Source organism: Rickettsia endosymbiont of Ceutorhynchus obstrictus (assembly GCF_964026565.1).
Taxonomy (GTDB): Bacteria; Pseudomonadota; Alphaproteobacteria; order Rickettsiales; family Rickettsiaceae; genus Rickettsia.
Map to the genome: position 1 here is coordinate 121,360 of NZ_OZ032162.1, position 13,728 is coordinate 135,087.

A 13,728-nucleotide genomic window follows, 5' to 3' on the forward strand; every position below is an offset into this window, starting at 1 on the left:
GATGGCAAGTTTAGCATAAAAATATGTTTATACTTGATTGCCGCGTCGGTGCTAAAGCACCTCCTCGCAATGACGTTTTGGGTATCCACGCCGGCATTGCCTCCTCGCAATGACGCCCTTTTCAAGCAGGCTTTTTATCCTCGGTTTTAGTATTATTTGCTTTTGTTTTACTAGCAGATTTTTCCTTATCTACCTTAATAACAGGAGAAGGAGTTAGCGGAAAAGTATTTTCTTCCTCAGCGTCTAAAGGTCTATTACTAAGCAAATTTTTAATTTGCTGACCGGATAATGTTTCATATTCTACTAAAGCATTTGCAAGTATATGAAGTTGATCAATATGCTTGGTTAAAATATTTTTAGCAAAATCATATCCTTCCGTAATAATTCTTTTTACCTCTGCATCAATTAAATCCGCAGTAGCTTCCGACCTTTCGCTAGTATTTTGTCTACCGTATATATCGTCACCGGCTGAACCATGGAATATCGGTCCGACTAGATCGCTTAATCCTAATTGTGTAACCATAGCTCTAGCTACCTGCGTAGCTCCTTTTATATCTGCCGAAGCACCGGAAGTAACTTTATTTCTGCCGTAAATAATTTCTTCCGCTACTCTTCCACCCATAGAAACGGCTATATCTGATTCTAATTGCTCTCGGCTTTCAGAATATTGGTCTGTTTCCGGTAATCTTTCGACCATCCCAAGCGCTCTGCCTCTCGGAATAATAGTAGCTTTGTGAATAGGATGAGAAGCGGAAGAATAAAGCCCTACAATTGCATGCCCTGCTTCATGGTATGCCGTTCGTTTTTTTTCTTCGTCAGATCGTATCATTGAGTGATGTTCAACTCCCATTAATACTTTATCTCTTGCTTCCTCCAAATCACTCATATCTACTTCTTTCTTATCTCGCCTTGCGGCAAGTAATGCAGCTTCATTAACTAAATTAGCAAGTTGCGCACCGGAAAATCCGGGAGTACCGCGGGCAATAATTCTAGGTAATATATTGCTATTACATTTTACTTTTTTCAAATGTACCTTTAAAATTTGTTCTCGCCCATTAATATCGGGGTTAGATACTACAATTTGACGATCAAATCTACCGGGACGTAATAATGCTCGATCAAGGACGTCAGGGCGGTTAGTGGCCGCGATAATAACAACACCCTCATTTGTTTCAAATCCATCCATTTCAACTAGCATTTGGTTAAGCGTTTGCTCACGCTCATCATTACCGCCGCCCATGCCGATACCTCTATGGCGACCTACCGCATCAATCTCATCGATAAAAATAATGCAAGGTGCATTACGTTTACCTTGCTCAAACATGTCGCGTACACGGCTTGCACCGACGCCGACAAACATTTCAACAAAATCAGAGCCTGATATGCTAAAAAACGGTACGTTAGCCTCACCTGCTATTGCTCTCGCCAAAAGAGTTTTTCCGGTTCCCGGCGGACCTATTAGTAAACACCCTTTCGGAATTTTACCGCCGATTTTTTGAAACTTACCGGGATCTCTTAAAAAATCAACAATTTCCGTTAATTCTTCTTTTGCCTCATCAATACCGGCTACGTCCTTAAAGGTAATCTTTTGTCCTTTATCCGATAATAATTTAGCTTTAGATTTACCGAAACCCATTGCTTTACCGCCGCTATGCATTTGGCGCATAAAGAAAACCCAAACGCCGATTAACAGTAACATCGGGAACCAAGAAATAAAAATACCTAGTAAAGAATGCATTTTTGTATCGGGAGGTACGACCTCAATACTTACTTCATTATTATTAAGACGATTTATTAAATCCGGATAATCGGGTGCGTAAGTAGTAAAGGAAGAACCGTCGGAAGAGATACCTTCGATTACTCTACCTTGAATTTTTACCGAACTAATAGTTTTTTCATCAATTCTTGCTAGAAAATCCGAGAAAGTAATATGGTTTTTGCTGCCCATTAAGCTATCTGACTGAAAAACATTAAAAAGCAATATTGTAAAAATAAAAATTACTGCCCAGATTAAAATATTTTTACCTTGATTATTCATTATATATAAAACCTAACAAAAATGTGTAAAACGTGATATAAAACTCGGATTAAAAGAAACGTTAAAAATTTTTCTCTCGTTATCATAATATGATATATGAGGCATTGCTATAACTTTTTCAAGTATTTTAATTACCGGCAGGGTAAATAAAATTGCTATGTGGTTTCCAAAAGTTAAATCTTTTAGTAATTTAATATCTAAATATTTTTTTATCGCACTGTAATCTTTCAGTGTTAAATTAGTTACATATTCAAATAATCCCTCCTCGCCTATATCGTTGCTCGCCCTTTCACGTATTTTTATGTTTTTTGTAATATGAAATCTATTATCCCAAATAACAGATTTATTTTGTAATGTTATATTGCTTGGAAGTTTTTTGCCGAATTCTCGGTATATCAGTAAATTATTTTCTATTCGTTTAATGATGCAACCATGTAGGGTTTTTTTTAATTTCGTAGCCTTTTCAATCAAAGTTAATATCGGTGCTATCGAATAAAAACGTGTGCTATTTTTATTGCCGCTGATTATTATAAGTAAAAAACTAATTAATTGTACTCTTACTTCAAAAGAAAATTTAGCAAATTCTAGCAAGTTTAAACAGGCAAAACCGAATTCATAAATTTTTACCGATTCTGCTATTGCAGCAATTAGCTCAGGTTTAAATTTACTTTCTAGTAGTTCATTAGTTTCAACCTGTCTTAGCTGTATATCGGTTTTAATATATTCTTTTTCTTGTGCAAGTTTTTTCCTAATAACGTTACGTTGATATTTGTCCGATAAATTAGACTCGTCTTCAAACCATTTAATATTATTAGCAATTAAATAACTAATCAGTTCACTTTTCGGGACGTTAAATAAAGGTCGTGCTATTTGGATATTATTATACCAGTTAATATTATTACTGCTTAAACCGAATATACCGCTTTTACGTTCTAATCTTATACAAAAATTTTCAACATAATCATCCTCATGGTGAGCTGTTAAAAGAATTAATATATCGAGTTTGTGACATAAATCGGTCATTAACTCGTAGCGTCCTTCTCTTGCTCTTTCTTGCAAATTAGAAAAATTATTTTGATGATCAAAATGTAATTGATAATGAGGATGCCCTAGCTTATCGCTTATTTCTTTTACATAGTCATTTTCTAATTTTGATTGTTTTCTTAAATTATGATCGACGGATATAACAAATAATTTAATATTATTCTTTTTTGCCCAGAAGCTAGTAAGATATAAAAGAGTTGTTGAATCGGCACCGCCGGAAACGGCAATAGCAATTTTGGAGAAAGGAAAATTATCGATTAAATCGCTAATATTATTTTGAAATTTTTTGTAAAGCATATGTTCGGTATTTTTCGGTATGGTTGCGTTGTTGCGTGGCTCGATAAAAGCAGCAGTATGTCATTCCCGCGAAGAGGCGTTGTTGCGTGGTTACCATAATCGTCATTGCGAGCGACTGCAAGGAGCGCGGCAATCTAGAAAATAATAGTCATCCTGAATTTATTTCAGGATCTTTTGCAAGAGATGCTGAAACAAGTCCAGCATGACAAAGAAAAATCCGGATTCCCGCCTTTAGCTAGAATGACATCGAAAATTTGCGCCATGCAACGCCGTATGGTTAACTTGATGACGATTAAGTTATCCACACGAGAACCGCAATTTTAACTACCAAAGCCATTATTTCGGTTGGTCTTTATCTAACTTATCCGAGGAAGAGCTATTTGCTTGATTTTCTTTTGAAATTGAGATTTTTTTCTTATATTTTTGTTGTTCGGTTAAAAAACTTTGTGCTTCTTGTGATAAGCTATCATATAAATCACGTTTTTTCTTGTTAATCGCAACTATTTCTTCCCTATATTTTCTTATTTCTTCGCGTATTCCCGGCTTAATACTACCTGCATAAGCCTGAAAATCATCTATTATTTTTTGTGATGTATCGGCGTTATTTGCCGACGCCTTCGCTGAATCTGCTTTTGTTAAATCTGTTTTCGGCAGTGTAGAATTAGGCATCTCGGCAAAACTATTTACGTTTGATAATAATATTGCCAAAATAGTGATACTTACGGCTTTGTTTTTAATCATATAAATCTCTTTATAATATTTAAAAAATTGCAAAAATTTAAAAGCATACTCTAAGTATTTCGAGAATTGGATTTTATTTTGAAGGGTGAACGAGCGCAGCCTATACTTAATAGCCATCTATTAAATAACGGCACGTGAATCCCCTGATAAAATGAAAAAACAATTCTTGAAAGACAACGAGTATACGGTTATACTTTAAGAATAATTAATAATACACCATGATTACATCATATAGTCAATTAAAAGATACTTTCAAAGTTTTTTTTAACATTAAATATCGCGATATTGAAATTTTTGAAGAATTTTTTGCAGAAAAAGCTAGCGCTACGTCGATGTGTGAAATCAAATCCGATACTATCGAATCAAAGTCTGACGATATTTGGAATTTTGAGGCTTATTATAATCACAAACCTAATTTGTCACTATTAAAAAAACAAATTCAAGAATTAGCAAAATATAATAATCTTGAAATTATCAAGGATATTTACCTAGAAAGAATTGAGGATAAGGATTGGGTAGCATTTTATCAAAGTCAATTGACCCCAATAGAAACCAAACATTTTTTTATTAGCACAAAGTTACATTTAGATAAATGTCCTAAAGATAAAATCTTACTACTTATTGAGGCTTCAAGGGCTTTCGGCACAGGTCAGCATGAAACTACTTTAGGGTGCCTTGAAGCCATAGAAGATTTAGCCGATATATACTCAAATGATTTGAGTATACATAAAATATTAGATATCGGTACCGGTACGGGAATATTATCTTTTGCAGCCGAAAAACTTTGGTCGAAAGCACAAATTTTTGCCTGTGATATCGATAAAATAGCAGTAGAAATAGCCGGGGAAAATGCTAAATTTAATAACTCTAACGTAATTTTTTATAAAAATAGCGAAGATAAAATTTTACTTTCTAAACAGAAAAATACTAAGTTCGACTTAATTATCGGTAATATTTTAGCATCGCCGTTAATTGAATTATCAAGTCAAATCGGATTAATGATTGAAGCAAAAGGGCATCTTATATTGTCCGGCTTTCTTGATTATCAACTATTCGAGGTTAAAAATGCTTATCAATCAATAGGGTTTGAGCCTAAAAAAATTATACGTAAGAATTCGTGGGTAATATTAATATTGCAATTTACCGGTAAGTAATGATTGGAATTGACTTTTTTAACATATATCAGTATAATACTGATCGATTTTAACAGGGAATTTAAGAGGAAAATTTAAGCTTATGAATACCGTAAAAAGTGATGCCAAAAAAAGTGACGATTACGTTTCGGAGCTTAGAAAAATAATTTGGCCGATTGAGTGGCACGAAAACAAAAAATTCTTGCCGATGGCTTTTATGATGTTTTGTATTTTATTAAACTATTCAACGCTTAGGTCAATTAAAGACGGTTTTGTAGTAACCGCTATCGGACCTGAATCAATAAGTTTCTTAAAAACTTATATAGTTTTACCGTCGGCAGTGCTTGCCATGATAATCTACGTCAAACTCTGTGATATTCTAAAACCGGAAAATGTTTTTTATACCGTGACATCATTCTTTTTGGTATATTTTGTGCTGTTTGCTTTTGTTTTATATCCGTATCCTGATTTAATTCATCCCGATCCTGAATATATAGCTTCTTTAAGTAGCAGCTACCCAAATTTTAAATGGTTTATTAGAATAATCGGTAAGTGGAGTTTTGCATCTTTTTATGCGATGTCGGAACTTTGGGGTACTTTAATGTTAAGCTTACTATTTTGGCAATTTGCTAACCAAATTACTAAAACTGAAGAAGCAAAGCGATTTTATTCAATGTTCGGGTTACTTGCTAATTTAGCGTTGCCTGTTACTTCTGTGATTATCGGCTATTTTTTAAATGAAAAAACTCAGATAGTTGCCGAGCATTTAAAATTTACGCCGTTATTTATCATTATGATAACAAGTAGTGTAGTTATTCTATTATTATATAGGTGGATGAATAAAAACGTTCTTACCGATCCAAGGCTTTACGATCCGTCTCTTGTCAAAGAGAAGAAAAATAAAGCAAAATTGTCGTTAATCGAAAGTTTTAAAATGATTTTTGCCTCTAAATATATAGGTTTTATTGCTTTATTGCTGATCGTTTACGGTATTTCGGTAAATCTTGTAGAAGGTGTTTGGAAATCAAAAGTTCACCAATTATATCCGACAAAAGAAGCCTATACGATGTATATGGGACAGTTTCAGGCTTATCAAGGGTGGGCGGCAATTGCTTTCATGATTATAGGAAGTAATATTTTAAGGAAAGTATCGTGGATGACGGCAGCAATTATAACGCCTTTAATGATGTTGATTACCGGTATTGCTTTCTTTGTTTTTATTTTCTTCGACAGCGTTATTGCTAGGCACCTCACCGGTGTATTGGCTTCGGGACCGCTTGTATTAGCCGTTACAATCGGTATGATTCAAAATGTTTTGAGTAAAGGGGTGAAATATTCGTTATTTGACGCCACTAAAAATATGGCATATATACCGCTTGATAAAGATTTAAGAGTAAAAGGGCAAGCTGCCGTTGAGGTTATAGGCGGTAGGCTCGGTAAATCGGGAGGGGCGATTATTCAATCGACTTTCTTTATTTTATTTCCGGCTTTTGGTTTTGTTGAAGCAACACCGTTTTTTGCCTCTATATTTTTCGTGATAGTAATATTATGGCTATATGCGGTTAAAGGGTTAAATAAGCAATATCAAGCTTTAGTAACGACGAAATAGGCTATTACGTTTTGGTGTCGTTTGCTAACTGCGGCGGGAATCCATTGTTGCGTGGATAACTCAAGCGTCTGAGTTCAGCGACTATAGGCGTTGTTGCATGGCTACCGGAATCGTCATTGCGAGGAGGCACAAAGTGCCGACGTAGCAATCTAGTCTTTGTCATGCTGAACTTGTTCAGCATCTATTGAAAAAGATCCTGAAATAAATTCAGGATGACTATGATTTTCTAGATTCCCGTTTTCACGGGAATGACACGGCACTTTTTTAGAGCCATGCAACAAAGCCGGCTTGACCACGGCATCCAGTTTTTGTATTAAAATTTTTTCCGGATACCGTGATCAAGTCCACTACTGTACGAACGTTGAAAAAAGGCTGTGTCATGCCGTGACTTGATCACGGCATCCAGGAAAATAAAGCCATATTAGACTTATTTTAGAATCTTTTTATGATATTATAAGCTGGACTGAAGTGGTCGTAGCCACGGAATGACAGAATTTTTACCTCTTTATTTAAACGTTCGTACACTAGTGGATCAAGTCACGGTATGACACCGAAACACTTTGCAAAAATTCGAGCCATGCGATAACGCCGCGACTGTAAGGAGCGCGGCAATCTAGAAAATGTTTAAGCGAATTATATAGTAAATTTTTATATAATTATTTTAAGTGTTTTTTCTAGATTCCCGCCTGCGCGGGAATGACATCGAAAATTTGAGTCAGGTAACAAAGCTTACAGTCGCTCAGAATAATGTTTTTCTTTTTTAATTTAAGTTGCATAACATGAATACGAAGTCTAAAGCTAAAAACCAAAGAACACCGTTCGTGAAGAACTATAATAACTGGCGTGTGAGAATTTTGTATTCTATCATTATCGGTTATGCAACTTTTTATTTTTGTCGACAAAATTTTAGTATAGCAACGCCTGCCTTAATAAATTATTTCGGTGTTACAAAAACTCAAATCGGTTGGATATTAACAACGTCCTCTATAACTTACGGTGTTAGTAAGTTTTGTAACGGTTTTATTAGTGACAGGGCTAACGCTCGTATATTTATGGTGTCCGGGCTTTTAGTCGTGGGTATTATTACTATAGGCTTAGGTTTTTCCGATTCCTTAATAGTAATCGGTATTTTATGGATTGTATGCAGTTGGTTTCAATCAATGGGTTGGCCTCCGGCAACGCGCATGTTAACGCATTGGTTTGCGCCCAAAGAGCTTGGAACTAAATGGGCCTTAGGTGCTACTTCTAATCAAATAGGCGGCGCCCTTGCAATGGTAATTTGCGGTTATTTAGTTGAAAGTTACGGTTGGAGGGCAGCATTTTTCGTGCCGGGAATAATTGCCTGTCTAGTTTCGTTATTTTTATTTAATCGTTTGCGCAACTCTCCGAAAGAAGTAGGGCTTCCGACGGTTGAAGAGTATAAGGAATGTGAAATTCAAACATTAAATGATTATGAACGTTTGTTAACCCCTGCCTTACTTAAAATGGTATTCGGTAACAAATTAATTTGGTATGTTTGCTTGGCAAATATGTTTGTTTATATCATACGTTCGGGGATAATTTATTGGGCGCCGACATTTTTATTGCAGTTAAAAAATATAAGTCTTGCAAATGCAGGGTGGCAGATAGGTTTTTATGAGGTAGTTGGAATACCCGGGGCTATTATTGCCGGTTCAATGTCCGATAAATTATTTCAAGGACGTCGCGGTCCTGTCGGGGCAATATATATGTTGATTCTTAGTATTGCGCTTATTTTATTTTGGCGGGTGCCTATGCAAAGTGAAATATTAAGTATCGTGATTCTTGCTTTAATCGGTTTCTTTGTCTCCGGTCCTCAGTTATTAGTAGGAGTTGCCGCCGCTGATTTTAGTACTCGGCAAGCTGTCGGCACCGCTAACGGCTTTTCCGGTTTGTTTGGCTATCTAGGAGCGGCAATCGCCGGTGTAGGTGTCGGATGGATAAGCGATAACTGGGGCTGGGACGGTGTATTTATATTTTTTAGTATATCGGCCTTTTTAGGAGCGTGTTTGTTTGCTTTAACATGGAATCATTCTGCTAATAGCTCAAAAAAAATCTAATAAAATTTTAATAAACTAAAAAAGGTTAATAATGACAATCGAATATACTTTTTCAATGATTAAACCGGATGCTACAAAAAGAAATTTAACCGGACAACTCAACGCTTATTTAGAAAAAGCCGGTTTAAAAATTGTAGCGCAGAAGATGACTATTTTAACAAAATATCAAGCTGAGTGTTTTTACGATGAACATAGAGCAAGACCGTTTTTTAATAGCTTAGTTGAATATATTACTTCCGGTCCGGTAGTGCTGCAAGTCCTTAAAGGAAGTAATGCTATTACTTTAAATCGTAAGATAATGGGAGCTACTAATCCAAATGAGGCGGAAACCGGCACCGTTAGGAAAGATTTCGGTGAATCAATTGAAGCTAATAGTGTTCATGGTTCTGATAATCAAGATAGTGCTAAAAGAGAAATAAAATTTTTCTTTGCTAAAAATGAAATTATAGAATAATTAATATACCGCTCGCCTTTTGAGAATAGTTTCAAGAATTGTTTTTTCATTTTATTAGAGGCTCGCATGCTCACTTATTAAGTAAGCGTAGCTAGCTCATCCTTCAAAATAAAAATGAAATTATCGAAATACTTCACGTATATCAAGTTCCAAAATTAACGTATGCAGAAGCGATTTTTCATGGAACTTAGCAACCTCACCTATTAAGTTTAGGCGTACGAAGGTTCGCCAATCAAATCACTTCTGTTAATTAATTTGGGAATTGATATAGTGCTTGAATATAAAGTAATAGTTATCGGTGCAGGTCATGCAGGCGTAGAAGCGGCTTCTGCTTCCGCTCGTCTTGGAGTTAATACGCTTTTAATTACGTTAAAGGCGGAAAATCTCGGTGAAATGTCGTGTAACCCTGCGATCGGCGGGATCGCAAAAGGTACTCTAGTTAAAGAAATCGATGCTCTTGACGGCTTAATGGCGCGTATTATAGATCAAGCCGGTATACATTACAAAATGCTAAATGAAAGCAAAGGACCGGCGGTGTGGGGGCCTCGCGCTCAGGCTGATCGCAAGCTTTATAAAAAAGCTATGTACTCTGCATTAACCGATCATGAAAACTTAACTTTACTCTATAGTTCGGTAGAGAATATTGAAACTAAGGATGAGAAAGTGCAAGCCGTCATTTTAAAAGACGGTACAAAAATTCTATGTCAAAAAGTTATATTAACCACAGGAACATTTTTATCGGGTCTTATTCACATAGGGCAGGAAAAAATTCCGGCCGGTAGAATCGATGAAGAGCCATCTTATGGATTATCTAGTACGTTAAAAAAAATAGGGTTTAAGCTTGGAAGGTTAAAAACAGGTACGCCGCCGCGGCTTGACGGACGCACCATTGATTATAGTAAAGTTGAATCTCAACCCGGTGATAAAATTCCACGTCCCTTTTCTGAATTAACTATTAATGTTCAAGTCCCTCAAATAAATTGTTATATTACTAGAACTACCGCGCAAACGCATGATATTATCAGAAATAATTTAGATAAATCTGCTATGTATTCAGGTCAAATAGAAGGTACTGGTCCTAGATATTGTCCTTCCATTGAAGATAAAATAGTTAGGTTTAGTGCTAAATCTGAGCATCGTATATTTTTGGAACCGGAAGGTATCGATGATTATACAATTTATCCTAACGGTATTTCCACTTCGCTGCCAAAAGATGTTCAGCTTGAATTAATAAAAACGATACCGGGGCTTGAAAATGCCGTAGTACTGCGCCCCGGTTATGCAATTGAATATGATTATGTCGATCCTCGAGAATTAAAAATTACCTTAGAAACCAAGAAAATTACAGGACTATATTTTGCCGGACAAATTAACGGTACTACCGGCTATGAAGAAGCAGCGGGGCAAGGTATCATAGCCGGTATTAATGCTGCTTTAGCTGTAAAAAATCAAAAACCTTTTATATTAACTAGAGCAGATAGTTATATCGGAGTAATGATAGATGATTTAATAATGTTTGGCACCGTAGAGCCGTATCGAATGTTTACTTCAAGGTCGGAATATAGGTTGTCGGTAAGAGCGGATAATGCCGATTTACGATTAACACAATTAGGCATAGATATTGGACTCATATCGAAAAAAAGAGAAGAAATATTTATAAAAAAATGTCAAGATATTGAAAAAGCAAAAATTCTAGCCGCTTCCTTATCTTTAACAACAAGTCAATTAGCAAAAAACGGTATATTAGTTGCTCAAGACGGAACATATAAATCAGTGTTGGATTTATTAGCAATGCCTAATTTTACTATAGACCAAGTGGTTAAAATTTTCCCTCAATTAGCAAGCATAAACGATAATATTTTACAATTTCTTTACATTGAATCAAAATATTCTTCATATTTAGTTAGACAACGGGCAGATATACGGCTATTTAAGGAAGAGGAAACTTTATTAATCCCTCAAAATATTGATTATTCTCGAATATCAGGGTTATCTGTGGAAGTATGTGAGAAACTTACTTATCACAAACCTTTAACTATCGGTATAGCACGAAGAATATCGGGAGTAACTCCCGCAGCTATTACTGCTATTATAATTTATTTAAAAACTAAATACCGTGATTAAAAATTACGATTTTATTCCACGTGAAATAATTGAGAAATTAAAGGAATATCAAGAATTAGTATTAAAATGGAATAATACTATTAACCTTGTATCGCACAATAGTGTTAGAGATTTTTGGTTGCGTCATGTAATCGATTCTTTACAATTATTACAATATATTGATAATAAAGATATATGTTTAATTGATGTAGGTGCGGGAGCGGGTTTTCCTGGAATAGTATTGTCGATAGCAGGGATAAAATCAGTAACTTTAATAGAGTCGGATATTAGAAAATGTGTATTTTTAGAAAAAGCATCAAACATATCAGATAATAATATTAAGGTAATCAATCAAAGGACGGAAAAAACCGAATTTGATTGTAATATATTAGCTTGTAGAGCTTTTGCGCCGTTAAGTATGATATTTAGTTATACTGAAAATATTTTGGTAAAAGAAAAGTTTTTGCTATTAAAAGGGAAAAATTACCACGCAGAATTAGAAGCGGCCAAAAAAATTTGGTCATTTGATTATTCTGTACATAAAAGTATGACATCTGAAGAAGGTAAAATATTAGAAATTCGTAATTTAGTGAATATTACATGACCGTAAAAATAATTTCTATAGTAAATCAAAAAGGAGGGGTCGCTAAAACTACTACTACAGTAAATTTAGCAACCGCTTTTGCTGCTATGGAAAAAAAAACTTTAGTAGTAGATCTTGACCCTCAAGGAAATAGTAGCACCGGTTTTGGCATTAATCAACTAGAGAGAAAAAATACTATTTATCAAGTATTAACCGGTTTGATTAAATTAGAAAATGCAATAATGTCTACAAACGTTCCAAATTTAAATATTGTTACTTCAAATGCTAATTTATCGGCTGCAGAATTAGATTTAATGAATATGAAGGATAGAGAATATTTATTAGTAAATTTGCTTGAAGAGTCAAAAGCTTATTATGATTATATCATTATAGATTGTCCTCCCTCACTTAATTTGCTTACGATAAATGCTTTAGTTGCAGCTGATGAGGTATTGATTCCAATGCAATGTGACTTTTATTCGTTAGAGGGACTCAGCCATTTACTAAAGACAATTGAAATTGTAGAAAGAAAGTTAAACCCTAAAATAAAAATTGCCGGTATATTATTTACTATGTATGATAGACGCAATCGCTTAACTGAACAGGTGGAGGCGGATGTAAGGAAATATTTAGGAAAATTAGTGTTTAAAACAGTTATTCCTAGGAATATTAAATTATCTGAAGCACCGTCATACGGTCAGCCGGCCATTATTTATGATCATAAATGTTCAGGCGCTATTGCTTACATGCAGCTTACAAAAGAAATTTTAGGGAGACACAATGAAAAATAAAGGATTAGGGCGGGGATTATCGTCATTACTTGGTGAAGAAGTTGTACCAAGCGCGAAAGATGAAATAATTCAAATTGTAAATATTGATAAAATTAAACCAAACGAAAATCAACCAAGGAAAAATTTTGAATATGATAAAATAAAAGAATTAGCTGATTCTATAGCAAATAACGGTTTATTACAGCCTATTATCGTTAATCATGATTATAAAATTATAGCAGGCGAGCGGCGTTGGCGAGCATGTAAACTAGCAAAAATTATTGACATACCGGTAATTATAAAAAACTTAGATGATAAAGAGAGTATGGAGATATCTTTAATCGAAAATATACAGAGAGCAGAGTTATCTGTTATAGAAGAAGCTGAGGGGTTTAAGCATTTAGTAGAAAATTTTAATTATACAACAGAAATGTTGGCTGAAAAGCTTAGTAAAAGTCGAAGTCATATAGCAAATCTTTTAAGGTTAAATAAATTACCGCAGTCAATTAAAGATAAAGTAAATGAAGGGGTGTTAAGCATGGGGCATGCTAGGTGTTTAGTAAATCATGAACATGCGGAAGTAATAGCTGAGCATATAGTAGAACACGGACTTAATGTCCGTCAAACCGAAGAAATAGTTAGAAAATGGTCTAAAGATGAATATGTAAAATCACCGGATGAGAATTTTCGAGTCGGGAAGCGTTTTTTAAAAGAAGGTGATAAAAGTAATGATTTACAATTACTCGCAAAAACATTATCGGAAAGGTTTAATATAAAGATAACAATAGAAAATTATTCAATAGGCGGGAGATTAATATTTCATTATAATAGCCTAGAAGAACTAGACACAATTTTATTAAAATTAAGTTAAATAAAGG

General features: G+C 34.7%; 14 protein-coding genes. 9 read left to right on the plus strand and 5 right to left on the minus strand.

What is annotated here, in order from left to right:
• Window positions 1–121: 121 nt before the first annotated feature.
• A complete protein-coding gene (gene ftsH, locus AAGD64_RS00725; protein WP_253308166.1) occupies window positions 122–2,038 on the minus strand; it encodes an ATP-dependent zinc metalloprotease FtsH in 1,917 nt (638 codons plus the stop codon).
• Window positions 2,039–2,050: 12 nt separating this feature from the next.
• Window positions 2,051–3,379 carry a tRNA lysidine(34) synthetase TilS gene (gene tilS / locus AAGD64_RS00730; protein ID WP_341793501.1) on the minus strand — a complete coding sequence of 443 codons (1,329 nt, stop codon included), beginning with the start codon at window positions 3,377–3,379 and terminating at the stop codon, window positions 2,051–2,053.
• A 183-nt stretch (window positions 3,380–3,562) separates the two neighbouring features.
• On the opposite strand from tilS, the gene AAGD64_RS00735 reads away from it, so the two are divergent.
• The gene (locus tag AAGD64_RS00735) at window positions 3,563–3,703 is read left to right on the plus strand and encodes a hypothetical protein (protein ID WP_341793502.1); all 141 of its coding nucleotides are present in this window, start codon (window positions 3,563–3,565) and stop codon (window positions 3,701–3,703) included.
• 12 nt (window positions 3,704–3,715) lie between these two features.
• On the opposite strand, the gene AAGD64_RS00740 is transcribed toward AAGD64_RS00735, so the two are convergent.
• Complete coding sequence (locus tag AAGD64_RS00740) at window positions 3,716–4,120, minus strand: hypothetical protein (protein WP_341793503.1); 405 nt, start codon at window positions 4,118–4,120, stop codon at window positions 3,716–3,718.
• Between the two features lie 218 nt (window positions 4,121–4,338).
• Here AAGD64_RS00740 and AAGD64_RS00745 point away from each other — a divergent pair, with 218 nt between their 5' ends.
• Both AAGD64_RS00745 and tlc1 read left to right on the plus strand, forming a co-directional pair.
• Window positions 4,339–5,274 (plus strand): 50S ribosomal protein L11 methyltransferase, encoded by a 936-nt coding sequence (locus AAGD64_RS00745; protein ID WP_253308164.1) that lies wholly within the window; start codon window positions 4,339–4,341, stop codon window positions 5,272–5,274.
• Between the two features lie 82 nt (window positions 5,275–5,356).
• The gene (gene tlc1 / locus AAGD64_RS00750) at window positions 5,357–6,862 is read left to right on the plus strand and encodes an ATP/ADP exchange transporter Tlc1 (RefSeq protein ID WP_341793504.1); all 1,506 of its coding nucleotides are present in this window, start codon (window positions 5,357–5,359) and stop codon (window positions 6,860–6,862) included.
• A gap of 4 nt (window positions 6,863–6,866) precedes the next feature.
• On the opposite strand, the gene AAGD64_RS00755 is transcribed toward tlc1, so the two are convergent.
• Both AAGD64_RS00755 and AAGD64_RS00760 read right to left on the minus strand, forming a co-directional pair.
• Entirely contained in the window at window positions 6,867–7,025 is a 159-nt protein-coding gene (locus AAGD64_RS00755; protein WP_341793505.1) for a hypothetical protein, read from the minus strand.
• Entirely contained in the window at window positions 7,012–7,158 is a 147-nt protein-coding gene (locus AAGD64_RS00760; protein WP_341793506.1) for a hypothetical protein, read from the minus strand. Before AAGD64_RS00760 ends, AAGD64_RS00755 begins: the two co-directional genes overlap by 14 nt.
• Before the next feature lie 483 nt (window positions 7,159–7,641).
• On the opposite strand from AAGD64_RS00760, the gene AAGD64_RS00765 reads away from it, so the two are divergent.
• From AAGD64_RS00765 to AAGD64_RS00790, 6 genes are all read left to right on the plus strand, one after another.
• Window positions 7,642–8,940 (plus strand): MFS transporter, encoded by a 1,299-nt coding sequence (locus AAGD64_RS00765; RefSeq protein ID WP_253308162.1) that lies wholly within the window; start codon window positions 7,642–7,644, stop codon window positions 8,938–8,940.
• 31 nt (window positions 8,941–8,971) lie between these two features.
• On the plus strand, window positions 8,972–9,394 hold the full coding sequence (gene ndk, locus AAGD64_RS00770) for a nucleoside-diphosphate kinase (protein WP_253308161.1): 423 nt from the start codon (window positions 8,972–8,974) through the stop codon (window positions 9,392–9,394).
• Window positions 9,395–9,664: 270 nt separating this feature from the next.
• The gene (gene mnmG, locus AAGD64_RS00775) at window positions 9,665–11,518 is read left to right on the plus strand and encodes a tRNA uridine-5-carboxymethylaminomethyl(34) synthesis enzyme MnmG (protein WP_341793507.1); all 1,854 of its coding nucleotides are present in this window, start codon (window positions 9,665–9,667) and stop codon (window positions 11,516–11,518) included.
• Between the two features lie 13 nt (window positions 11,519–11,531).
• A complete protein-coding gene (gene rsmG, locus AAGD64_RS00780) occupies window positions 11,532–12,101 on the plus strand; it encodes a 16S rRNA (guanine(527)-N(7))-methyltransferase RsmG (protein ID WP_253310081.1) in 570 nt (189 codons plus the stop codon).
• A complete protein-coding gene (locus tag AAGD64_RS00785; protein ID WP_253308159.1) occupies window positions 12,098–12,871 on the plus strand; it encodes a ParA family protein in 774 nt (257 codons plus the stop codon). Before rsmG ends, AAGD64_RS00785 begins: the two co-directional genes overlap by 4 nt.
• Window positions 12,861–13,721 carry a ParB/RepB/Spo0J family partition protein gene (locus tag AAGD64_RS00790; RefSeq protein ID WP_253308158.1) on the plus strand — a complete coding sequence of 287 codons (861 nt, stop codon included), beginning with the start codon at window positions 12,861–12,863 and terminating at the stop codon, window positions 13,719–13,721. The genes AAGD64_RS00785 and AAGD64_RS00790 overlap by 11 nt, the downstream gene beginning before the upstream one ends.
• The last annotated feature ends 7 nt before the right edge of the window (window positions 13,722–13,728 follow it).

Excerpts from the sequence above, each read along its gene's own strand:
- ftsH (WP_253308166.1), bottom strand. The coding sequence starts at position 2,038 with ATGAATAATCAAGGTAAAAATATTTTAATCTGGGCAGTAATTTTTATT.
- tilS (WP_341793501.1), bottom strand. The coding sequence starts at position 3,379 with ATGCTTTACAAAAAATTTCAAAATAATATTAGCGATTTAATCGATAAT.
- AAGD64_RS00735 (WP_341793502.1), top strand. The coding sequence starts at position 3,563 with ATGCTGAAACAAGTCCAGCATGACAAAGAAAAATCCGGATTCCCGCCT.
- AAGD64_RS00740 (WP_341793503.1), bottom strand. The coding sequence starts at position 4,120 with ATGATTAAAAACAAAGCCGTAAGTATCACTATTTTGGCAATATTATTA.
- AAGD64_RS00745 (WP_253308164.1), top strand. The coding sequence starts at position 4,339 with ATGATTACATCATATAGTCAATTAAAAGATACTTTCAAAGTTTTTTTT.
- tlc1 (WP_341793504.1), top strand. The coding sequence starts at position 5,357 with ATGAATACCGTAAAAAGTGATGCCAAAAAAAGTGACGATTACGTTTCG.
- AAGD64_RS00755 (WP_341793505.1), bottom strand. The coding sequence starts at position 7,025 with ATGACAAAGACTAGATTGCTACGTCGGCACTTTGTGCCTCCTCGCAAT.
- AAGD64_RS00765 (WP_253308162.1), top strand. The coding sequence starts at position 7,642 with ATGAATACGAAGTCTAAAGCTAAAAACCAAAGAACACCGTTCGTGAAG.
- ndk (WP_253308161.1), top strand. The coding sequence starts at position 8,972 with ATGACAATCGAATATACTTTTTCAATGATTAAACCGGATGCTACAAAA.
- AAGD64_RS00785 (WP_253308159.1), top strand. The coding sequence starts at position 12,098 with ATGACCGTAAAAATAATTTCTATAGTAAATCAAAAAGGAGGGGTCGCT.
- AAGD64_RS00790 (WP_253308158.1), top strand. The coding sequence starts at position 12,861 with ATGAAAAATAAAGGATTAGGGCGGGGATTATCGTCATTACTTGGTGAA.